Raw genomic sequence first — 22997 nt, 5'->3', positions numbered from 1 at the left:
AAATAGAAATCCACGCTTTATAAGATGATTAAATACACTCAGCAATGGATTAATCTACTAATAAATCAGATAGTTGAAAGCCTAATTGCAATCTGATTAAACAATTAACTGAACAATGATTTATAAAAAACATGAAAATATAAAAATCGAAAACCACATAAGTTTATTAACCCGATTATCTCATTAATATTTATCATTTACACCCATCAAATCACGCTTTCTTCTCTAATAACACACTCTTAAACTCACTTTTTAACGAGATCGCGACTCCTCTCTCCTTTTTCCCTTATTAAGAGATCCTTCTGCTTCTTTAGAATTTTTTGCCGCTTGATGGAGCAAGAAGCGCTCGACAATAATGGCAAAGGCCGTTCCTACAATTAACCCATTACTCAATATTGAGACAGTAAGTGGCGAAAGATTGGCAAACGCAGTGCTTGGCATAAACATAATTCCAACACCAATAAACCAAGCGGAAGCTGCCACAAAATTACGGATATCTGAATCTTCCGCTAAAGCTAATTGATTCTTAGCGATAATAATGGTGCCAAAACCAAAAGTCGGTACAAGAGCGGCAAAGCCGACAGCTGTTGGAAGAGCGGCAAATAGCGCTGTCACTTTAGGTGAAAGACTAATTGCGATGATTAGAAGATTCCCAATAATAAAAGGGAGTTTTTCTGTAATCTTGGTTTGGGCAATAAACGCGGCAGATCCTGAAATAGGAACGGGTCCAATAGCCCCAAAAGCCCCAGCCATAATATGAATAAGTCCAGAAACAACCCCAGTCTGTTTTAACCGCCCTTCTGTCTCAATATTAAAGCTCTCTAATGTCACTTGTACCGCTCTAACACTCGCCATCAAATTGGTAATCAATAAAATAGTTAATAGGACAACATTAACGATCATTCCCAGCTCAATACGAGGGGCACCAAAAGGGAATAGCTCCGGCAACTGAAAGTAACTCTCTGTCGGAACAATCGAATTTCCTTTTCCAAAGAGAATAAAGAGTGTCCAGCCAACAGCAATAGAGACTAAAGTACTATATGCCGCGATAGACTTAAAATGCTTAACATAAAAAGCTGAAGCAACCGTGATAATCGAGAGAAGCATCACCACTAAATCAACAGTATCTCCATCCCCATTAACCCCCATCATTCCTTTAATAAAGGTGCCGGAGAGTTGCACTACCATCAAGAAGAGATAGATACCAATAACAGTAGGCGTAAAGAGTTTAGCGATCTTCTCAATCAGGCCGAGATAAGCAAAGAGTATAAAGACTACGCCACTTAAGATAAAACAGAATCCTAATACCCGTAATGTCTCGATATTATCCTCATTATTCGGGCCAAACATTGCAACCCCAATCCCTAAATAGAGGACAAAGACCGCCCACCAAACACCGGCAGGTCCCTCTATAATCGGCATTCTATGCCCCCAGAAGATCTGGATAATTCCAGCGATACCTAATACAAAAAGTGTCCTCGAAACAAAGGTGACTAAAATATCTCCCGTTAAACCGTAAGTAGAGCCCACTGCGACAGGAATCACGATACTTCCCATCAAGATAAATAACATCCATTGGAACGATGCTAAAGGAATTCTCATACAATCACCTCGATAGAAGATGCGCTATTGAAAAATCGCACCTTTATTAATCCCAAAGAGTGCTCCACCGCTATGCAGTGGAGCTTATCAGCAACAGTAATCTCACTAAATAAAAGCGGTATTCATATTCTCATTATCTCGAATAAGGCCTTGGAGAATATTATAAACATCGACACTATCATTAAGATTCGTCAACTCAATGGGGGAATGAGAGTAACGACGAGGAATGGCAAGTGTCGCACAGGGAATACCCCCTCCTGCATGAGAGAGCTTTGCTGAATCCGTTGTATATCCACCCCCTAAAAGGGTTAGCTTCTGTAGATGAATATTTTGTGTTGTCGCCTGCTTCTCAATAGCACGACGTACCGCGGGATGCACCATACTAAAGAAAATAGGCATCACCGCATCTGCTAAAGGAAGTGCCGGACCTGCCCCTAAGCGAACAGGGAGATCTCTTTCAGTATTCACATCAGGGGTATCTCCCGCCGGAATAGTATCTAATACAATCGCATAATCAGGTGTATAACCATCGCCTACTTTCTGCGCACCATAGAGACCAACCTCCTCCTGCACAGTAAAGACACCATGAAGCGTTCCGGCAAAATCCTGTTTTGAGAGATTCTTTAAGAGCTCAATAAGAATCGAACAGCCTAAGCGGTCATCAATTGCTTTCATTGAGATATAGTCAGGATCAACCATCTCAGTAAACTCTCCTGAGATAATTACTTGATCCCCAACAGAGACGCCATGTGCTTCTACCGCCTCTCGCGAAGGAAGCGCCATATCGACATAACACTCAGCGACAGTTTTTACCCTTTTCGCCTCTTCTGCTGTCTGTAAATGACCCGGTTTAGTCCCAATAACTCCCGGAAGATTGTTTTTGCCCACATAGACTTTACGCCCTAATAGCATGTTATCAGGCACACCACCTAATTTTTCAATTAAGAGGAAACCATTTGGCAAAATATTTTTCACAATAAGACCTATCTCATCGGTATGAGCTGCCACCATCATGGTTAACCCCTCTTTATGACCTCGCTTAATGGCATGGACATTCCCATTATGATCCACTTTCAACTCATCCACTTCACCTTTCAGCGCTGACATAATGTAGGAGATGACCGGCTGCTCCTGTCCAACTCCTGCATTAATGTGGGTAAGGTCTTTCAATAAAGATTTAATATTCTCTTTAAGATTTGCCATCTTATTCACCTCTTTTAAAATAATATCTGTTTAATTTGATATTGTCGACAATTGTGTCGACATTTAAAAAATAGGAAATAAAAGATCCCCATTGGGGGAACGAATTGGCTAAATGATTATTAATTGACAAAAATCAAATTCAAGTATTAGCAATCAAAAATTGGCAAATTGCCTAAAAAAAGCACCCCATAGCTTTTAACTTTGGAGTGCTTATTCTCTACTATAGAGACTAGTGTTCAAGCGCACTAGATAATACTAGATGGTACTCAGATGGCACTAGTCGATCTAGATATTGCTCTATCAGCAGTCGTAAAACCTTCGGGAATTAGAGTTGCTTAACCTCAAACCCTGCTGATTCTAGCGCTGCTTTAGGACCTAATACGGCAGTATGCGTATCGGGATTTGCTAGATACTCACGCGCAACACGTTTAAGGTCATCTATCGTTACATTGAGTACTGCCGCTCGATATTGCTCTAAATCCTCAGGGGTACGATCATATTTCGCCATAAAGTAACGATCACCAAACTCACTTGCCGGTGCTTTAGGACGATCAATAGCGCTGATAACGCCTAAAATAGCCTCTTCAAGTTGCTGCTCATCATGATCATTCTCCAATAACCACACAATGGAGGCATCAAAATCGGCTAATGTCTCTTCAAGGCGAGGATCGCGATAACTAAAGAAATTAAAGGCACCCGATGAGGCGTTATAATTTGCACCGCCGCCATAAGCACCCCCCTGTTCGCGAATCGCTCGATGGAGATAACCATTGCGTAAAAAACCAGTCAACACTTGAAATACGGGTGAATCTTGATGATCTCGTGTCACTGTTTTATAGCTTTTTGCACAGTAGAAGACAGGAGCATTGATCGCCCATCCAAGATGGATCTTCTCTTCTGCCTGCTCTGTAAATGGTGCGCTAAAGCGAGTCACATCTTCTGTAACGGTATGCGCCATAACTGCGGCAAAATCTTGCCCAACTTTAGCAATCTCCTCAGAATCATTGAGAACAATAACTTCATAAGGGCTCTGTTGTAACTTTGTTAAGAGCTTAGAGAGCTTCTCACCAAAGGTGCGGCACTCGGTATCATCCTTCATTCGCTTCTCGATTTCACGAAAATCTTTAATCGATTGCATTCCTGATAGACGCTGCTCTAATTGGGAGATCAGAGAGATATTTTGACTCGCAACACCCATCGCATAACTATGACCATTGCTAACAATTCCCTGCTCACGACCCACTTTAATCTGCGCCATAATCTCCTGCATGCGTTTTACTTCATCAAAGCGTGCATCGAAGAAGATATCTCTTAAGAGCAAGCCTAGCTGATCACTATTCTCTAATAGCGCTTTACCTGAAAGTACCCAATACCCCCGAATATCATCTTGATAAGGTTGGTACATCGTTCGCGCACTCACCCCACCTGTTACCGCAGAGATTCTTGCTTGCTGCTCAAGATATGAACGAGAGCCGGCACCCATCTCTGTGATAAAAGCATCTAAAAATGGCAAAATAACCATCTCTTCTTCCGTTAATTGGGGAAGATCAACCACAATCGATTGATAGGTCATACCATTTGTTGTCGGTGAACCAAGAACTAGCCCTTCTTGGTAGTTAAGCTCTGGGAATGTGAGTTGTTTCGGAATATCTTCCCGTGTAACCATCGGTAAGATAGAGTCATCATCTACTTGTGATTGACGCGCTTGCAATGCTTCCGCCTCACGAATAATCTTCGCCTTATCCTCTTCTGTTAAATTCTGCTGAATTTCCGCTAATCTTGCCTTCTCCTTTGCAACACGTTCATCGGCTAAGGTATGGCTTGGATTAACCGTCAACATCACTCGGTGAGGATTATTTAACAGAAGTCGATCAATTAAATTAGGGATAAAGTCACGATCTTGGATCTCTTGGCGCATCTTCTTCAACGATTCATCAAAAGAGAGTGCATCATAAGCCTCTCCACCATGAAGAACAGGAGTTAAGGTATCGACAATAAGACGCAGACCATAAGGGTAGCGATCACCTGAGATCTCACGGGAAGCGAGCTCTAGCTGATGAAGCGCGGCCTCGATACTCTCTTGAGGCACCCCTTCATCCCGCACACGGATCAAAGTATCGACGATGAGCTGATTAATCTTCTCGCTATCTTCTCCATTTGCACCCTCTAAACCACATGAGAAGAATGCTTCACGCGTTCCCTCTTCAAGCCCACAAAAGATAGAAGGAGCCGTTCCGAGATCTGAAGTCTCTAATGCTAAACGAAGTGGAGAGCTAGCATTATCTACTAAAACGCTACTTAAGATCCTTGCTCGCATCAGCTCATCTGATTCCATAATAGGATTGAGCAACCAAGAGTTAATAACATGGCTCTGCTTCTCAAGCGGCTCATCTGCCGGCAATGGATAGGTTGCCGTAAATTTTTGAGGTTCAGTGTAACGCTTCTCATCTTTTACACTAAAATCAAAATCTTGATAATCAAATTTCGATAAGACCTTCTCTTCAAATACAGCTTGGTGCTCTAAAGGATCCATATTACCGTAGGTCATAAAGACACTATTTGAAGGATGGTAATGTTTTTTATGGAAATTGACTAACGCTTCATGGGTGAGATTAGGAATATCCTCAGGATCTCCCCCAGAGTTGTTATGATACGTTGTTGTTGGGAAGAGTGCTTTTGTTAACTCTTGATAGAGGATAGAGCCAATTGAACTCATCGCTCCCTTCATCTCATTAAAGACAACCCCTTTATAGACAAGCTCACTTTCAGGATTATCGATCTCACTAAACTCAAGGCGATGCCCCTCTTGTAAAAAGTCAAGATACTCCAACTGTGGGAAAAAAGCGGCATCTAGATAGACATCAAGGAGATTGTAAAAATCCTTCCTATTTTGACTCGCAAAGGGATAAGCGGTCCAATCTGATGAGGTAAAGGCGTTCATAAAAGTATTGAGTGAACGGCGAATCATCATAAAAAAGGGATCGCGAACAGGATAGTTTTCGGATCCACAAAGTGCAGTGTGCTCTAAAATATGAGCGACTCCCGTAGAGTCTTCCGGAACTGTCAGAAAACCTACTAAAAACACATTATTGCTATCATCATTCGCTAAGTGGATATGCTTTGCCTTTGTCACATTATGTTCATACTCTTGAAGCGTAATGTTTAGGGATGGGATGAAAGTCTCTTTCACCTTGGTAAATGTCTGTTGAGTCATTAATCCTCTCTTATACTTATGTCGATATTTAAATATAGCTGTCATATAGCAGTTGAAGCTTAGATGCTTATCTAAACCTCCAACTCAATCATTAACTAAATTTATAACTAACTTTACAACTAACTCTATTACTAACTTTTTAACTAAATCTCTCGCTGAATCATTAAAGAGATCTTTCAATAAGACCTCTCAATAGATCTTCGAAGAGATCTGCAAATAGATCTATAAACAGATCTATAATTAGATCTACAAATAGGTTCTCTTTCAGAAATCTCAATCGTTTCATCATAACAATAATCGAGGTTTCAAGGTAGCCTTCCATCAACATATATCCCCATTTAATCGGTAATGAATAGATAAAATAGCCAGATATCCCAATAACCTTGCCCCTTGCACACCTAAAGCGCACTACCATGTGGGCCAATTACGATAACCTATTACAAATGGGGAGTTTTCGGTATAATCAGCAGATTAAAGCAAATATAAAGTAAATATAAAGAGCAAATAAGATAGGTATAGAATAAATAAGATGGATTAGATAGATAAGATAGATGATATAGCCCTAAGTAACTTATCAATCGCTCTAAGTGATTTCTGATAAAGATCTCAGTAACGCTCAGTAACCGTTAAGAGAGAAGATCACCGCGAGACAAAATATTAAATATATCTCCTAGTGCTTTATTTGCTAAGATAGAGCTCCTTTGAAGTATATACAATTCACCTTTTTATATAGATAGAATCGATGAAGAACATTAGAAACTTTTCAATCATTGCCCATATTGACCATGGCAAATCCTCTTTAGCTGACCAGTTTATCCGTATCTGTGAGGGTCTTACTGAACGCGAGATGCAAGATCGGGTCTTAGACTCTATGGATCTTGAGAAAGAACGGGGCATTACGATTAAAGCACACTGTGTTTCTCTCGACTATAAAGCTGACGATGGTGAAGTGTATCATCTCAATTTTATCGACACGCCGGGACACGTTGACTTCTCCTATGAGGTCTCCCGCTCACTCTATGCTTGTGAAGGCGCGCTCTTAGTTGTTGATGCCGCGCAAGGTGTTGAAGCGCAATCGGTTGCTAACTGTTATACCGCTATTGATCAAGGTTTAGAGGTTATTCCTGTCCTTAATAAGATCGATCTTCCGGCCGCTGATCCTGATCGTGTTGCAATGGAGATAGAAGATATCATTGCCATTGAAGCACTCGATGCGGTTCGCTGTTCAGCAAAATCAGGAATTGGTGTTAGAGATGTGTTAGAAGATATGATCAAACGCATCCCCGCGCCGGTTGGAGATGTTAATGCGCCGCTTAAAGCACTCATCATCGATTCATGGTATGACCAATATGTTGGAGTTGTCTCCCTCGTTCGAATCTTTGATGGCGTTTTACGCAAAAATGATAAGATCAAAATCATGAGTACAAAAGAATCTCATGAAGTGACTCATGTTGGCGTATTTACCCCTAACCGTGTTGATAAAGAGCAACTCTCCGCTGGGGAAGTGGGTTTTGTCATCGCCGGCATTAAAGATATCGATGGTGCTCCGGTCGGTGATACCATCACGCTTGAAAGAAATCCCGCTAAAGAGGCTGTTCCAGGATTTGAGATGGTTCAGCCCCGTGTATTTGCCGGTCTCTTCCCTGTTGAATCTGAAGAATATGAAGATCTGCGAGAAGCACTCAAAAAGCTACGTCTGAATGATGCTTCACTCCACTTTGAACCAGAAACATCACAAGCCTTAGGTTTTGGCTTCCGCTGTGGATTCCTCGGAATGCTCCATATGGAGATTATCCAAGAGCGTCTTGAGCGGGAATATAACTTAGATCTCATCACAACTGCCCCTACCGTTATCTATGAGGTTGAGAAGAATGACGGGGAGATCATCTATGTCGATAATCCAGATGGATTGCCTAAAACGACCCAGATCAAAGAGATTAGAGAACCGATTATTGAAGCCAATATCCTCACTCCACAAGATTATATTGGCAATATTATGAAGCTCTGTATCGAAAAGCGCGGCGTTCAAATTGATATGGTCTATGCCGGTAATCAGGTACAACTTCGCTATGAGATTCCGATGAGTGAAGTGGTCTTAGATTTCTTCGATCGCCTCAAATCGGTCTCGCGCGGTTATGCTTCATTCGATTATAAATTCCTCCGTTTTGAGGCTTCTGATCTCGTGAAGGTGGATGTCTTAATTAATGGTGATCGTGTTGATGCGCTCTCACTCATCACACATAAAGATAATGCTCAATATCAAGGTCGTAAGCTTGTTGAGAAGATGCGTGAATTGATCCCAAGACAACAATTTGAGATTGCGATTCAAGCCGCTATTGGCGCTAATATTATCGCAAGAACAAACGTCAGAGCCCTCCGTAAAGATGTGACTGCTAAATGTTATGGGGGCGATGTGAGCCGTAAACGTAAACTTCTTGAGAAACAGAAAGAAGGTAAGAAACGGATGAAGCAGGTTGGCAGCGTGGAGATTCCACAAGAGGCCTTCCTTGCTGTCCTTAAAGTTAATGAAGAGTAGATAAACTATGTCACTATTTGCAGATTTTACCCACTACCTCTCAATTCTTATTATTTTAGCCATTCCGGTAACCGGTCTAATCTGGTTGCTCGATTCGCTCTACTATAAGAAGAGACGAAAGTTAGGTAAAAAAGAGCCTAAGATCGTTGATTGGGCTAAATTTCTCTTTCCCGTTGTCCTCTTTGTTGGGGTGTTACGCTCCTTTATTATAGAGCCTTACGTCATTCCTTCAGGATCGATGCAACCAACACTCTATGCCGGCGATATGATTGTCGCAGACAAGTGGTCCTATGGTGTTCGTCTACCGATCCTCAATACAAGGCTCTTCTCAAAACCCGGCGAAGGGATTGAGAGAGGGGACGTTGCGATCTTTAAATTCCCCAAAGATGAGAAGGTTAACTACATCAAGCGAGTTGTCGCGGTGCCGGGAGATGTTGTCGATTATAAGAACAAACAGTTTACGATCAATGGCGAGCCTTTAGAGTATCAAGTCATTGGACCGGCAAGAGCTCCTGAAGAAGATGACCTCTTTGTACTTGAGCGCTTTCCAGTTGGCGAGCCAGGATCTGATCTCTACAAAGAGCAGATCATTCAAACCTCTAAAGTAATCACCCCTGCGGATCGTGGTGTAGGACTCTACCATAAGTTCCCGCTCACAATTCCAGAAGGAAAGTTCCTAATGATGGGAGATAATCGAGACAATAGTTACGATGGTCGCTTCTGGGAGCTCGTGGATGATCAAAAAATATTGGGTAAAGCGCGCTTTATCTGGATGAACTATAACTGTGTCACCTCTTTTAAAGATTGTGATCATATCTTTACAACAATAGACTAATATGCACAAACTTGAGCAGAAACTAAATTACACCTTTATGGATAAACGGCTCTTAAAACGAGCCTTTGTTCATCGTTCCTATTCTCAAAACAATAATGAACGTCTTGAGTATTTAGGCGATGGCTGCCTTAACTTTATTATTGCCGAAGCACTCTACCATAAGTTGCCAGAGGCGAATGAAGGAGAGCTTAGTCAGTTACGCGCCCATCTCGTTAAAGAGGATACTTTAGCAGAGATCGCCCTAAGACTAGAGCTCAATAAGTTCCTTATCTTGAGTCTCGGCGAGAAGAATAATGAAGGCGAATTTAGACCTAGTACTCTCTCAGACTGCTTAGAAGCCCTCTTTGGTGCACTCTTTCTCGATTCCGACTTTGAGACCACTCGTCTTGTTATTCTTTCGCTCTATGAGCCCTACTTCCAATCGATTACCGAAAAAGCGAAGAAGGATCTAGGCGAGATCTTCAAGAGCCCTAAGAGCCGTCTCCAAGAGAAACTTCAGGCCCTCAATAGAGAGATCCCCATCTATGAGGTGATCGATATCTCAGGCCGTGATCATGAGAAGGTCTTTAAAGTCCTCTGCACCTTTGAGAATCATAAAACCATTGCAGAAGGGACAACCAAAAAACGTGCGGAACAACGTGCCGCTGAATTAATGTTGGAGAAAATTTAAGATGACAAAAGCAGGATTTGCATCCATTGTTGGCCGCCCTAATGTAGGAAAATCAACCTTAATGAATGGTATCTTGGGGCAGAAAATTAGTATCACCTCCAATAAACCACAAACAACCCGTCACGCAATTACTGGCATCTATACCGATGAAGATACACAAATTATCTTTCTAGATACCCCGGGAATTCATACCAATATGCAGTCGGCACTCAATAAGCAGCTCAACAGAACCGCGATGAGTACCATTACAACAGGTGATGTTATTATCTTCATTGTCGAAGCGCTTCGCTTTAATAAAGATGATGAGAAGGTATTGAGCAAGCTCAAAGGGATTGAAACACCTGTTATCCTAGTGATCAATAAAATTGATAAGCTACAAAACAAAGAGGAGCTCTTCCCCTTTATTGCTGAAATGAGTGAGCGCTTCCCCTTCTCAGATATTGTGCCCCTTAGTGCAAAACAGGCAAAATCTGCGGATGTTCTGCTCGACGTGATTAAAAAATATCTTCCTGAACAGCCTTTCCCTTATAGTGAAGATGAGATTACGACGGTCTCAAGCGCATTTTTAGCGGCAGAAGTTTTAAGAGAGAAATTGACGCGTAGACTCAACCAAGAGCTCCCCTACACAATCGCTGTTGAGATTGAGGAGTTTAAGATTGAAGGAAACCTCTACCGCATCTTAGCGGCTATCTCTGTAGAGAGAGAGAGCCAAAAAGGGATTGTTATCGGTAAAGGGGGCGCAACCTTAAAAGAGGCGAGCACACAGGCGAGAATCGATTTAGAGCGTCTCTTTGATGCTAAAGTCTTTCTACGCGCCTTTGTGAAGGTGAGAGAAGGATGGTCTGATGATGAGAAGGCACTCAATGCCCTTGGCTATAAAGATCTTCTCTAAATTAAACCCTTTTTGAAACAGCAAAAGATCTTCCTTTGGAAGATCTTTTCCGTTCATGACCTTATCTCTCCGCGATATTATCTAAAGCTTTCTCTAAAACTTTCTCTAAGCCAGCCCTAAAAACTTCTCTATGAATCGATTTCAATATCTGCTAAAACGTTATACTGAGAGTAAAGAGTATTCACTGCATGGCGCGATATGGATGCTACTAGCAGGGATCGCCTTTGCCGGCATCAATGTGATTACGCCTCTAATAACTGAGCATTACCGTATCACCTCTAGCTGGATAGCCTTCTACCAATACCTCTTTGCCCTTCTCTTTATGGCCCCCTTTATCCTACGATTAGGATTGAAGAGAATTCTCTATACACAACACTTTATGACCCATTTTTGGCGTATTTTAGTGGCAGTCATCGGAATTCAATTTTGGGTCTATGCTCTTGCGATTCAATTTCCAATCGGTGAGGGCGTCGCGCTCCTAATGACCTCCCCTCTCTTCGCAAGCCTCGGCGCTTTTCTCTTTTTACGAGAACGATTAACAGCACCACGCGTTATCGCCACAATTTTAGGATTTATGGGTGCCATTATTATTTTGGCCCCCAATCAACAAAACTTTAATAGTGCTGCTATCTACCCCCTACTTGCGGCACTCTTTTGGGCACTGCATGCGCTCTTGATGAAGCATCTCTCCGATAAAGATCACCCCCTAACAATGGTGAGCTATCTCTATATCTTAATGGTGCCGATCAATCTTTTTATCGCATTAACTGACAATTTTAGCCACCTTCCAGATCAGCTCTTCGTTCCTGATAGGGAGCTTCTACTTGCACTGCTACTCTTAGGCTTTCTAACAGCGATTGCCCAATATAGTGTCGCAAAGGCTTATTCTCATGCCGATGTGATCTTTATTCAGCCTTTCGATTACTTTAAATTGCCACTCAATACCTTTTTAGGGTTTATCATCTTTGGCTGGGCTGTCACACTACAATTTTGGTTAGGCGCACTGATTATGGTGAGCTCTCTACTCGCAATTAGCTACTTTGAAATTAGGAGTCCGGAAAAACGACAAAAATCATCCTCATTAAAATGAGTTAACAAGCTTTATCAACTTTATCAGCCTTCGATATTACCTTTAATTTTCATCAATCATCCTTAAGGTCACATATTTATGAATTTTCTAGATCGACCAACTGCCATCAAAACCATCAATCAACTCGCCTCTGAAAAGAGCCCCTTTCTTCTCATTGCGAGTTTTGATACTCAAACAAATATTGTTTTGCCTCTCTCCGAAATAGATCCCTCAGAGATCGCTTTCGACTTTAATGGCAAACAGAATAACATTGAGAAGTTTACAGAGTGGGTCGATCATAAAAAAGCTGAAGAGAGGCGCTCTCCTGCTTCCAAAAAAGCATTTCTAGATGAGAGTATGCCGGTAATTTGGCAACCAGAACCGATCCCCTTTGCTCGCTATCAATCCTCTTTTACACAATTAATGATGGCGCTCAAAAATGGGGAGATCTCCCTCGCCAACCTTACTTTTCCAACCTTAGTGAAGTGTAATCTCACTCTTCCTGAGATCTTTCAACGTACTCAAGCGAAATATCGACTCTGGCTAAAAGGAGAGTTTTGCTCCTTTTCACCAGAGACTTTTATTACAATTAAGGATAATGTCATCGCCACCTATCCGATGAAAGGCACAATCAATGCCGCGATTCCTAATGCATTAGAGAGATTGATGGAAGATCCCAAAGAGATTGATGAACATGAAACTGTTGCACAAGAGGCTATTAGAGATATCTCTCTCGTCGCTAACAATGCTCGCATTACCCGCTTTCGTTACATTGATCGTATCTCTCGGGGTGATGGGGAGATTCTCCAAAGTAGCTCTATGATTGAAGGAGATCTCCCCCAAAATTATAGAGAGTCACTAGGAGATCTCTTCTACCAACTTCTACCGGCAGGCTCCATCACAGGATCTCCTCGTGATAAAGCGACCGAAATCCTGACTCAAATCGAGTCATATTCACGCCATTTCTACTCCGGTGTCGCCGCTATTTTTGATGGAGAAAATCTTGATAGCACCGTTCTCATTCGCTATCTTGAGGAGCAGACTCACCAGAACAACGATGCAACTGACGATATGATTAATAATACGATTGATAATGTGATTGATGATGTGGCTGATGATATGGCTGATAATATATCGGATCAGACTGTTTCCCCCCTCTACCACTACACCTTTAAAAGTGGTGGTGGCATTACCGCTATGAGCAATGTAGAGAATGAATACCATGAGCTTATCGAAAAAATCTACCTCCCCATTTCTTGAGACAATTAAGTTGGAAGATGGTTACTTTTTTGCCCTCTCCTATCATCAAAAGAGAATGGATAGAACTCGGGAACATTTCTATCCCGATGCGCCCCCTCTCTCACTGCCTCAAGCATTGATGCAACTTGATAATATTCCTAAAAAAGGACTCTATCGAGTACGAGTAATCTATGAAGAGGAGATCTCAACAATTGAATTTCTCCCCTATGAGATGCGACCTGTCAATTCACTTAAACTGATTGAAACAGCGCTCGACTACCGCTATAAATATGAGAAGCGTCCCGTTATTAATACACTCTTTCAACAGAAGAAACGTTGTGATGATATTTTAATGACTCGCGATGGCTTTCTAACCGATACCTCAATTGCCAATATCGCGCTCCTCGAAGGAGAGCATTGGTATACGCCGGCATCTCCGCTTCTTGAGGGCACTAAAAGAGCGGCGCTTCTGCATCACGGCATCTTAATACCTCGGCAAATTCATCGCGAAGAGTTAAAACAATTTAGTAAAATTAGACTCTTCAATGCCATGATCGATTTTGGGGAGATAGAATTCTCTACTAAAAATATTGTGGAATAGTGCCGTTGTAGAATAGTGCGTAGAGAGAAGGAGGGGGAGAATCCCTCCTTTTCATTAAAAAATAACTGTCGTATTACCTTGAACAATGACACGATCTTCAAGATGGTAGCGCAAACCTCGAGCAAGGACGACCTTCTCTATATCCTTTCCTAAACGCACCATATCTTTGACACTATCTTCATGTGAAACGCGGATCACATCTTGCTCAATAATGGGGCCGGCATCGAGATCTTCAGTCACATAGTGGCACGTTGCACCGATCAATTTCACACCCCTTTTGGCCGCTTGATGATATGGCTTAGCCCCGATAAAAGAGGGGAGAAAACTGTGATGAATATTGATAATTCGATGTTGATACTTCTGACATAATTCCGGTGGAATAATCTGCATATAGCGTGCTAAAACAATCGTATCTGCTTCCGAATCTTCAATCAATTGATTAACCTTAGCAAAACTTGGTTCCTTATTCTGCGGATCGACCGGTACATGGTGATAAGGGATTCCATACCACTCCACTAAGCTCGCTAGATCATTATGGTTAGAGATCACCCCCACAATTTCGCAATCGAGTTCGTCGGCATGCCAACGCGATAAGATATCGACTAAACAGTGTGCTTCTTTACTTGCCATCAGCATCACTTTATGGCGCTTAGAAGTATCAACAATACGCCAGTTGAGCTGAAATTTCTCTGCAATAGGGGTGAAGCGTCGCTCAAACTCCTCAACTCCAAAAGGCAGGCTCTCCGCTTTAATCACATGCCGCATAAAGAACATACCTGTTTCCAAATCTGAATGGTGATTCGCTTCCATAATCCAGCCGCCATTCTCCGCTAAAAAGCCGCTCACAGCCGAGACAATTCCAACACCATCGGGGCAAGACATCACCAATCGATATCTATTCATTCCTATTTCTCCTCCCTAATATAATGATTGATATAGTCGTTTAAGTTTATAACTTAAACTTATAATTTAAACTTGTAACTTAACCTTGTGATTTAAAAATTAAAAATTAAAAATTACAACTTAAGTTAAGTCTTAATTCTCAAGATTTAAACATTAAGAATTAAATCTTAAGAATTAAATATGTCATTGAAGTTTACAGAATCGTTGATCTTCTCTTTGATATAAACCTCTATATAGCCCCTCTATAACCCTATAGAGTCTTTTATACAGAGTTCTAGCCAGTAGTTTACATGACTAAGAGCTCAAAGAATCTTATCTCAATTGGGCAACTAATGATTAATCAAGTTAGATCAATCCCAAGAGAGAGAAGTATCTCAAATAATGATTACATCTACAACTTTTAGAGATATACAGAATTGTATAGATTTTATCCTCCTACCTAGAGTCAATAATCTACACTTTGGAAAAAATGATTCGAAACCACCTTAGTCTGAATAGATCTCAAAGATGATCTCATGCAATAACCTGCTATAATCAAAAAAACAATTTTCTATTGACGCATCCCCCGATGCACCCTATCGATCCTTTAATATCTATTCTTAATGAGGTATCTACTCTATGCAGGCTATTCATAACGCCGTTGCAGGTCTACAGATTCTCTTTGTAGCCTTCGGTGCAATGGTGCTCGTCCCCCTTTTAACAGGACTTAACCCTTCTATGGCGCTTCTCGGTGCCGGCATTGGCACCATTCTCTTTCAGATCGTTACCGGTTGGAAGGTACCGATTTTTCTCGGCTCCTCTTTTGCTTTTATCGCCCCGATCATCTTCTCGATGACTACTTGGGGACCAGGAGCAACCTTCTTTGGCCTCTTCGCCGCAGGCTTTATGTATTTTGTCTTCGCTTTTGCCATTCGCATAAAGGGGATCGATAGCGTCCATAAATTGATTCCGCCAGTTGTGATCGGTCCTGTCATTATCGTGATTGGGCTCTCCGTAGCTGCCGTTGCGACACAGATGGCAATGGGGAAATCGAATGGTGAGCAAGTGATCGACTACAAACTCTCCATCATTGTCTCAGCCATTACCTTCGCTGTGACAGTATTGGTGACAATTTTTGGTAAACGCTTCTTAAGACTAGTCCCTATTTTGATCGGTATTGCTGTTGGTTATTCGGTTGCTGCTACACTAGGATTAGTTGAATTTGAAAAGGTTGTTGAAGCACCTTGGTTTAAAGTTCCTCAATTTGTTTCACCTGAAGTTAACTGGATGGCTGCACTCTTTATGCTTCCTGTCGCTATTGCACCGGCGATTGAGCATATCGGCGGTATTATGGCGATCGGTAAAGTAACAGGTAAAGATTATGCCTCTAACCCGGGGTTAGATAAGACGCTCGCAGGAGATGGTTTAGGTGTCTGTGTTGCCGGCTTAATTGGTGGCCCGCCAGTGACTACTTATGGTGAGGTAACGGGCGCGGTAATGTTAACTAAAAATGATAACCCATTGATTATGACCTATGCCGCGATCTTCGCAATCTTCATGGCCTTCTTTGGTAAATTTAATGCCTTTTTAAACTCGATCCCGCTCCCTGTTATGGGTGGCATTATGATTCTTCTCTTTGGAACAATCGCAAGTCTTGGTCTTAAAGCGCTTATCGATGCAAAAGTTGATATCACTATCCCCCGTAACTTAGTCATTATCAGTACGACATTAATTACGGGTGTGGGCGGATACACCATTGAGATCGGCAGTTTCCCCTTTGCCGGCGTCGGTTTAGCCTCTGTTTTAGCCATTGTTCTTAATGCTATTCTCCCTCACCCTAAAGATGAGAAGAGCGAAGAGATTGAGGTTGATCTTTAAATCAGCCCCTAACTGTTAAGTGATTGATAAATAATAGATAATCAATCTATTTATAACATCAAAACTTAGCATCAAAATTGATTGGCGGGAGAGATAATCTCCCGCTTTTCACTTCTCTTTAAAGATCGTTGAAAACTTACTCAAAATAGACTCTTCACCACGCCTAGCACCATTCAATTCCTAGTACCATTTCTAGAAAATAGTAGCGAAATGACAGATATTAAAACTCTTATTCAAGATAACACCTTACTCGATCCCATCACCGAAGAGAAAGTGTCTCGCTTTCAAACCTATCTCCTTGAGTGGTTCGAACGTGAAGGTCGCCACGATCTCCCCTGGAAGCCTCAACCCCATCTGAGTGAAAAGATCAATCTCTACCGCATCTGGATCTCTGAGATTATGTTGCAGCAGACACAAGTGATCACTGTTTTGCCCTATTTTGAAAGATTTATGGCCGCCTTTCCGACGCCAGAAGCATTAGCCGAAGCCTCTGAAGATCAAGTTCTCAAATTGTGGCAAGGATTGGGCTACTATACTCGCGCCCGCAATCTCCATGCTGCAAGCCGACAACTTGTCTCTCAATTTCAAGGTGTTATTCCCCCTGATTTTGATGCTATTCGCTCTCTCAAAGGGATTGGCGATACAACCGCAAATGCCATTCTAGCGCAAGGATTTAATCTCCCCTATGCCATTTTAGATGGAAATGTCAGGCGCGTTCTCTCTCGCATTGTCGGCATGACTGCACCACGCAAAGAGCTCGATAAACGCCTTATACCGATCAGCAATCTCTTTCTCTGCCGACAAAACTCAGCTGATTACACTCAAGCGATTATGGATTTTGGCGCAACGCTCTGTAAGCTTAAGCCGAACTGTGGGCGCTGTTTTATGCAAGAGGCGTGTAGTGCTTTTCAACATGAGAAGGTATTAGAGATCCCGGCAAAAGCACTCAAAAAGAGTATGCCGGTAGAATCGGTAGCAATGCTGATTTTTGAGGAGCAAAATTATCTCTTATTAGAAAAGAGACCAGAGAAAGGGATCTGGGGTGGCCTCTACTCACTGCCAGAGCTCATCATTAAAGGGCGTAATTCTCGCAGTAAAAATAGCCCGATCTTAGCCAATATCACTCTTGAATCGATCAAAAATCGAGAGAGTTTCACCCAATTTCGACATCAATTTACCCACTATACATTGGAAGCTTCAATCTTTAGAGCGCCTCTCTCCTCTCTCATCGAACTATGCCCCGAGCTAGAGAAGACATTACCCCAAAACCTCTTCCTTATTCCTCGTGATGAACTGCTTCTTCTCCCTAAACCAAAACCGGTAGCAGATCTGCTAACTCAATATTTAAAAGAGCGCAATAGCGGATCATGACCTTGATAATCAATCGGTTATTTCGCTATTTTATTGCGCTAAAAATCTGTAGTATACTAGCTCATCTAGCATATAAAATGCTCACCCACTTACAGAGCCCTCTTACTAGCTACTATCGAGACTTGAATGAATAGATTTCTATTACAACGAGTGATCACTATGTTCTCTCTTTTTCGTTGCTATCTTCTCATAGTAAGCTTGATTCTTATCACAATGATTCTCACCTCGCTTGCAAGAGCGATTCAAGCAAAAGAGCTCCAATCTCCCGCTGTACTCTCTGCGGTGATCAATTCTTATAAAAAGATCTCCTCCTATCCTAAAAATGGCTACCCGCTTCTAATTGGTGCAGCAAAGTCGGTGCTCTACCAAAAATTGATGGCAGCACCTCAAGAAGAATTGATAGAGGCACAGATCGAAATAATCCCAACCGCACCGCCGGCAGAGCTTCACGATGAGATCACCTCTATTATCGATCAATATGAGACTGAACAGAAAGGTGCTATTCGTCATGATAGTGCCATTGAGGATTATCTCCTCTTTACCCTTTTTCCCCATCGGAAAAGTGAAATTGTAGAGGAGCCTATCGCTCGCCCTTATGAAGAACATCTCCATCAAAATGATCTCTCCATGATTCGCATTGCCGATCGTATCGACCACTCTTTGAGTCTTCTTGAAGAGGAAGATCTTATCGAAGAGGAGACCAGTGAAGAGAGAGGAGACGATAATACAGAAGATCTTCTCGAAGATCCGCTTGAGGAAGAGGCGGAAGGTATTGAATTTACCGAGGAGATCACAGGTGAACTGACAACTGAGTTTTTAGAAGAATATTACGACAATATTCATACTTATGGTGCCGATCTTGATGAGGAGACAGAATCAGAACCTCTGATCTACCCTTATCTTCCAGATCCGTTAGAGATTTTAGAAGAGGAAGCGCTTATCGCTGACTTTAATAACTTGCCTCTTGAAAAGCAGATTGAACAACTGATTATTACCGGTGATTACTTTCTCTTAACAAGTGATAATGACAAAGCGCGTCAATACTATCTGCAAGCGATCAAGTTAGGAGCTAAAAAGAAAGACTCCCCCTTCTATGCTAAAGCATTGGTGAAATTGGCCGATATTGAAGAGAATCCTTTTCTTGCCCGTTTTCAATATACTCATGCGCTTGATCTCTATAAGACATTTTCAGGCTATGATATGGAGATCGCCGATATCTTAGTAAAGCTTGTCTGGACCTTCGATATGGCAACAGAAAGACTACTGATCTATGATCTTCTCTCTCAAGCAAAAAGCATCTTGGAAAATCATACCTTTACACCTCAATATACTGAAGTACTCCGTAATCTAGCAGTCTATTATGAGACTGTAAATGATTTTGAAAAAGCAGATGCAAATTATAAGGCGGCGCTTGCGCTCGACCTACAGCATCTTACCACCAATGATATTCGTACCATTCTTGCGCTTGAAAATTATGCTAGTTTCTACCTTAAATTTGCAGAACTCGAAAAAGCGGAAGAGATTCTTCTCTTTAAACTTGAGTCTCATGAAGCTGTGTCACCGCCAGATTACTACAATCTTGGGAGAACACAATCGATGTTAGGATGGGTCAACCTTCAACTTGGAAATCATGAAGAGGCGCTCCACTACTACAGCAGCGCGCTGGGCAACATCAACTACAGTATTACTAAAAATCGCTTTATGCCACACTACTACTCTTTGCCGGCGATTTTAGATCTGATCTATCTCTTTGTCTCTACTGAAGAGTATGAAAAAGCGATTCCCTACTATAACTTTGCCATCTCTCTCTTAGAGAATGAGAATGAAGCTTACACCCTTGATTACCTTCGAACTGTTGATCGCGAAGAGATCTCACCCTCCGATATTGTTCACTATCCTTGGGCCTTTGAAGCAGAGGTAGAGGGATTGTTGAAGATAATGGAGTATGCCCCTTATGAAGGCGCGCAGCTTCACTAGATAGATTGTCACTCGATAGATTGAGCCGTCAATCAAGATCAGAGAAGAAGATACCGATAAATGATTGAAAAGAAGTATGATTGAAAAGGAGTAATAGATGGCAACCTATGTGATGGGCGATATTCATGGCTGCTTTGATGAATTTCAAGCCCTCTTAACAAAGATCAATTTCAAGCATCAAGAGGATCGTCTCTATCTTGTAGGAGATCTTATCAATAGAGGCCCTAAATCACTTGCTGTTATGGAGTATCTCTTAGCGCATCAAGATTCAATTTTTCCCGTATTGGGAAATCATGATCTCTCTTATCTCGTCTATGCAGAAGGCTATACACGCCTCAAAAGAGGTGATACCTATCAAGAGCTGCTCGAAAGTTCGCTGGCCGATGAGATCCGCGAATATCTACGCCATCAACCCCTTATGCGCTACCTCCCTCAATTTAAGATCGCGATTGCCCATGCCGGAATTCCTCCATTTTGGAGTATTGAAGAGGCATTAAGATTGAGCAAAGAAGCGCAAGCTTATCTACAAAGTAGCGATCAAGAGAGATATCAGCAATTTATTCAATCGATGTTTGGCAACACACCTAATGCATGGTCTCCAACACTTCAAGGATTTGATAGAATTCGTGCCATTATCAATTACCTAACAAGAATGCGTTATCTCAATTTAGATTTAAGTCTCGATTTTGCTAACAAACTTGATCAATATGATGAAAAAGTGATGCTCCCTTGGTTCAAATTTGAACGGCCTAAACAGGAAGATAACCTCATTATTTTTGGTCATTGGGCAAGTCTCGGCCGCCATTTCGAAAATAGGGCCTATGGGATCGATTCTGGTTGTGTTTGGGAAGGAGAACTCTCTTTAATAAGAGTTGATCAAAGACCTTTTGAGGTGACCTCCTTCTCTTTCTAAAGAGCCTCCTCTCCCATACTCTATCCTTCAATCATTTTGGCAGTGTAGTTGTGTGATACAGTTGTATGATGCTGTTGTGTGATGCAGTTGTGTGAGGTGTAGTTATCAAATGTTGTTTTGCAATAAAATAGCTTAAGGTCAAAAATGACTAATAAAATATCAAATGGATTAAATATCGAATAGATTCAAATAATCATTTCGATAACGCATTCCGATAAATCATTTCCACAAAATTTAGATAGCAACTTGAATGATCATCAGATAGATCACTAAAAAATAGAGATAGAAATAGAGGAAGAAATAGGGGTAGAGATAGGGGGTAGAAATAGAGGCGAAAATCGAGACAAGAAGAGAAGAGATAAAAACAAAAACCGATCTAAAAACATCTTAATATCGAGCAGAGCGCCTCTCTTCTCTAAGGTGCATTTTCCCCCAATAAAGGGTAGAATATTGCGTTACACAATCCACGGACAGAGAGGAAGGTTACATGACGCAAGATATTCGCTCCTTATTAAGAAAAACCACTTTTAAAACGAGCGCAAATGGTTTAAATCAACTTCCTGATAGCCGTGCTGAGATCGCTTTCGCTGGTCGCTCAAATGCAGGAAAATCGAGCGCCCTCAATCTGATTACCGGGCAGAAAACATTAGCAAGAACCAGTAAAACCCCTGGACGAACACAACTGATTAACTATTTTGAAGTCTTAGATGATCTCTATCTCGTAGACCTTCCCGGCTATGGTTATGCCAAAGTACCATTACCGATGCGTGAACATTGGCAAAAGATATTACAAGGCTACTTTGAAGAGCGAAAACAGCTCGATGCGCTGATTATGTTGATGGATTCCCGCCATCCACTAACAGAGCTTGATAAACAGATGCTCCATTGGTGTGAATATCAAGAGTTACCCACCCATATTCTCTTAACTAAAGCAGATAAATTGAGTAAAAATGAGGCGAGTAAAGCGCTTCATCACGTTCGTAAAGTTGTTGAAAATGAATTTACCATGCCTATTACAGTACAGCTCTTCTCCTCAACAAAACCTGAGATAGGACTCAACGAAGCGTTACAATATCTTGGAGCATGGATCAATCATCATGAAGCAGAGTGATGTTTCAACACTGATTACTGACATGGGCGCAACGTTTACACGTATCGCCTATATCGACTCAGAGGGAGCGATCAGCCATATTCGTAAATATCTCTCTTCTGATTTTCCCTCCCCTACTGAACTAATTGAACAATACTTAAGGGATGTAACACCGCCGGCACCCCATCAATTACTGATGGCGATCGCAGCACCGATTAAAGGGGATCAGATCTCTCTGAGTAATAATCATTGGCGCTTTAGTCTCAAAGAGATGGCCAACAGGCTCGCTGTAAAGGTTGAACCCTTCAATGACTTTGCCGCATTAGCCGCATCACTTGATCATCTAACAGAGCGAGAAGTTGTTAAGATCGATCACCTCCAAGAGGAGCGGGTAGCAAATGAGCAGTGCTCAAAATCGATCCGCTCTAACACGATGCTTCCTAAAGCAGTCATTGGCTCCGGCACCGGATTTGGCTCTGCCCTATTAATCCCTTCACAAAAGGGGAGTTTTACCGTTGCGGCAGAGGGCGGGCAAGCCCTCTATCCACCTCAAGATCAAGAAGAGATTGCCATTGTTAAGCTCGTTGAGCAGATGCTCCATCGCCCGGTAACAGTAGAAGATCTCTTAGGGTGTCAAAGAGGAATTCCACGCCTTATCATGGCAATGGCTAAAATTCAGGGTCAGACTCCGGTCGATTTTTCATCTGCGAAAAGTCTTCTTGAAACAGCTTTAGAGAAGAAGAGCCCCTTTGCTATCGAGGTTCTCTCTCGCTACTGCGCGATGTTGGGAAATGTTGCGGCAAATACCGTTTTAACTAGCGGTGCATTAGGCGGACTCTATATTGCCGGCGGGTTTGCCCCTCGCTTTCAACCCTTTCTTCTCACCTCTCCCTTTCGAGAAGCCTTCTGCAATAGGAGTCATATTGATGAGATCTTGACCGAGGTCCCGACCTATCTCATCACTCACCCTTATGCTACTTTGATCGGATTAAAACAGATCTTATCTAACCATTATCAATAGTGAG

17 protein-coding genes are annotated in these 22997 nt (G+C 41.9%); 13 read left to right on the top strand and 4 right to left on the bottom strand.

The window, feature by feature from the left end; genetic code table 11:
• Positions 1-252: 252 nt before the first annotated feature.
• The 3 genes from B9T19_RS01405 to B9T19_RS01395 all read right to left on the bottom strand — a co-directional run bounded on the left by B9T19_RS01405 (position 253) and on the right by B9T19_RS01395 (position 6019).
• A complete protein-coding gene (locus tag B9T19_RS01405; protein WP_094566827.1) occupies positions 253-1602 on the bottom strand; it encodes a purine/pyrimidine permease in 1350 nt (449 codons plus the stop codon).
• Between the two features lie 105 nt (positions 1603-1707).
• Positions 1708-2805 carry a M42 family metallopeptidase gene (locus tag B9T19_RS01400; RefSeq protein WP_094566826.1) on the bottom strand — a complete coding sequence of 366 codons (1098 nt, stop codon included), beginning with the start codon at positions 2803-2805 and terminating at the stop codon, positions 1708-1710.
• 325 nt (positions 2806-3130) lie between these two features.
• Positions 3131-6019 (bottom strand): insulinase family protein, encoded by a 2889-nt coding sequence (locus B9T19_RS01395; RefSeq protein WP_094566825.1) that lies wholly within the window; start codon positions 6017-6019, stop codon positions 3131-3133.
• 742 nt (positions 6020-6761) lie between these two features.
• Between B9T19_RS01395 and lepA the strand changes: the two genes are divergently transcribed.
• The 7 genes from lepA to B9T19_RS01360 all read left to right on the top strand — a co-directional run bounded on the left by lepA (position 6762) and on the right by B9T19_RS01360 (position 13861).
• The gene (gene lepA / locus B9T19_RS01390; RefSeq protein WP_094566824.1) at positions 6762-8555 is read left to right on the top strand and encodes a translation elongation factor 4; all 1794 of its coding nucleotides are present in this window, start codon (positions 6762-6764) and stop codon (positions 8553-8555) included.
• Between the two features lie 7 nt (positions 8556-8562).
• A complete protein-coding gene (gene lepB / locus B9T19_RS01385; protein WP_094566823.1) occupies positions 8563-9390 on the top strand; it encodes a signal peptidase I in 828 nt (275 codons plus the stop codon).
• Between the two features lies 1 nt (position 9391).
• Positions 9392-10060 carry a ribonuclease III gene (gene rnc, locus B9T19_RS01380; protein ID WP_094566822.1) on the top strand — a complete coding sequence of 223 codons (669 nt, stop codon included), beginning with the start codon at positions 9392-9394 and terminating at the stop codon, positions 10058-10060.
• 1 nt (position 10061) lies between these two features.
• On the top strand, positions 10062-10952 hold the full coding sequence (era, locus tag B9T19_RS01375) for a GTPase Era (protein ID WP_094566821.1): 891 nt from the start codon (positions 10062-10064) through the stop codon (positions 10950-10952).
• 130 nt (positions 10953-11082) lie between these two features.
• Positions 11083-12042 (top strand): DMT family transporter, encoded by a 960-nt coding sequence (locus B9T19_RS01370; protein ID WP_094566820.1) that lies wholly within the window; start codon positions 11083-11085, stop codon positions 12040-12042.
• Positions 12043-12120: 78 nt separating this feature from the next.
• Positions 12121-13281 carry an aminodeoxychorismate synthase component I gene (locus B9T19_RS01365; protein WP_094566819.1) on the top strand — a complete coding sequence of 387 codons (1161 nt, stop codon included), beginning with the start codon at positions 12121-12123 and terminating at the stop codon, positions 13279-13281.
• Positions 13235-13861, top strand: a complete 627-nt coding sequence (locus B9T19_RS01360) for an aminotransferase class IV (RefSeq protein WP_233146760.1) — start codon at positions 13235-13237, stop codon at positions 13859-13861. Before B9T19_RS01365 ends, B9T19_RS01360 begins: the two co-directional genes overlap by 47 nt.
• A 54-nt stretch (positions 13862-13915) precedes the next feature.
• On the opposite strand, the gene purU is transcribed toward B9T19_RS01360, so the two are convergent.
• Positions 13916-14764 (bottom strand): formyltetrahydrofolate deformylase, encoded by an 849-nt coding sequence (purU, locus tag B9T19_RS01355; protein ID WP_094566817.1) that lies wholly within the window; start codon positions 14762-14764, stop codon positions 13916-13918.
• A gap of 618 nt (positions 14765-15382) precedes the next feature.
• Between purU and B9T19_RS01350 the strand changes: the two genes are divergently transcribed.
• The 6 genes from B9T19_RS01350 (at position 15383) to B9T19_RS01325 (ending at position 22993) form a co-directional block, all read left to right on the top strand.
• Complete coding sequence (locus B9T19_RS01350; protein ID WP_094566816.1) at positions 15383-16621, top strand: uracil-xanthine permease family protein; 1239 nt, start codon at positions 15383-15385, stop codon at positions 16619-16621.
• A gap of 210 nt (positions 16622-16831) precedes the next feature.
• On the top strand, positions 16832-17992 hold the full coding sequence (gene mutY, locus B9T19_RS01345; protein ID WP_094566815.1) for an A/G-specific adenine glycosylase: 1161 nt from the start codon (positions 16832-16834) through the stop codon (positions 17990-17992).
• 126 nt (positions 17993-18118) lie between these two features.
• Entirely contained in the window at positions 18119-19969 is a 1851-nt protein-coding gene (locus tag B9T19_RS01340) for a lipopolysaccharide assembly protein LapB (RefSeq protein ID WP_094566814.1), read from the top strand.
• Positions 19970-20066: 97 nt separating this feature from the next.
• Complete coding sequence (locus B9T19_RS01335) at positions 20067-20882, top strand: symmetrical bis(5'-nucleosyl)-tetraphosphatase (RefSeq protein WP_094566813.1); 816 nt, start codon at positions 20067-20069, stop codon at positions 20880-20882.
• 487 nt (positions 20883-21369) lie between these two features.
• On the top strand, positions 21370-21993 hold the full coding sequence (yihA, locus tag B9T19_RS01330) for a ribosome biogenesis GTP-binding protein YihA/YsxC (RefSeq protein WP_233146759.1): 624 nt from the start codon (positions 21370-21372) through the stop codon (positions 21991-21993).
• Positions 21980-22993 (top strand): glucokinase, encoded by a 1014-nt coding sequence (locus tag B9T19_RS01325; RefSeq protein ID WP_094566812.1) that lies wholly within the window; start codon positions 21980-21982, stop codon positions 22991-22993. Before yihA ends, B9T19_RS01325 begins: the two co-directional genes overlap by 14 nt.
• Positions 22994-22997: the final 4 nt, after the last annotated feature.

This window comes from Ignatzschineria sp. F8392 (assembly GCF_002252045.1).
Taxonomy (GTDB): Bacteria; Pseudomonadota; Gammaproteobacteria; order Cardiobacteriales; family Wohlfahrtiimonadaceae; genus Ignatzschineria.
This window is presented reverse-complemented; position numbering and strand designations above follow the sequence as displayed.

What these genes read in the sequence shown, in the direction of transcription:
- B9T19_RS01405 (WP_094566827.1), bottom strand. Translation starts at nt 1,602, where the DNA reads ATGAGAATTCCTTTAGCATCGTTCCAATGGATGTTATTTATCTTGATG.
- B9T19_RS01400 (WP_094566826.1), bottom strand. Translation starts at nt 2,805, where the DNA reads ATGGCAAATCTTAAAGAGAATATTAAATCTTTATTGAAAGACCTTACC.
- B9T19_RS01395 (WP_094566825.1), bottom strand. Translation starts at nt 6,019, where the DNA reads ATGACTCAACAGACATTTACCAAGGTGAAAGAGACTTTCATCCCATCC.
- lepA (WP_094566824.1), top strand. Translation starts at nt 6,762, where the DNA reads ATGAAGAACATTAGAAACTTTTCAATCATTGCCCATATTGACCATGGC.
- lepB (WP_094566823.1), top strand. Translation starts at nt 8,563, where the DNA reads ATGTCACTATTTGCAGATTTTACCCACTACCTCTCAATTCTTATTATT.
- rnc (WP_094566822.1), top strand. Translation starts at nt 9,392, where the DNA reads ATGCACAAACTTGAGCAGAAACTAAATTACACCTTTATGGATAAACGG.
- era (WP_094566821.1), top strand. Translation starts at nt 10,062, where the DNA reads ATGACAAAAGCAGGATTTGCATCCATTGTTGGCCGCCCTAATGTAGGA.
- B9T19_RS01370 (WP_094566820.1), top strand. Translation starts at nt 11,083, where the DNA reads ATGAATCGATTTCAATATCTGCTAAAACGTTATACTGAGAGTAAAGAG.
- B9T19_RS01365 (WP_094566819.1), top strand. Translation starts at nt 12,121, where the DNA reads ATGAATTTTCTAGATCGACCAACTGCCATCAAAACCATCAATCAACTC.
- B9T19_RS01360 (WP_233146760.1), top strand. Translation starts at nt 13,235, where the DNA reads ATGAATACCATGAGCTTATCGAAAAAATCTACCTCCCCATTTCTTGAG.
- purU (WP_094566817.1), bottom strand. Translation starts at nt 14,764, where the DNA reads ATGAATAGATATCGATTGGTGATGTCTTGCCCCGATGGTGTTGGAATT.
- B9T19_RS01350 (WP_094566816.1), top strand. Translation starts at nt 15,383, where the DNA reads ATGCAGGCTATTCATAACGCCGTTGCAGGTCTACAGATTCTCTTTGTA.
- mutY (WP_094566815.1), top strand. Translation starts at nt 16,832, where the DNA reads ATGACAGATATTAAAACTCTTATTCAAGATAACACCTTACTCGATCCC.
- B9T19_RS01340 (WP_094566814.1), top strand. Translation starts at nt 18,119, where the DNA reads ATGAATAGATTTCTATTACAACGAGTGATCACTATGTTCTCTCTTTTT.
- B9T19_RS01335 (WP_094566813.1), top strand. Translation starts at nt 20,067, where the DNA reads ATGGCAACCTATGTGATGGGCGATATTCATGGCTGCTTTGATGAATTT.
- yihA (WP_233146759.1), top strand. Translation starts at nt 21,370, where the DNA reads ATGACGCAAGATATTCGCTCCTTATTAAGAAAAACCACTTTTAAAACG.
- B9T19_RS01325 (WP_094566812.1), top strand. Translation starts at nt 21,980, where the DNA reads ATGAAGCAGAGTGATGTTTCAACACTGATTACTGACATGGGCGCAACG.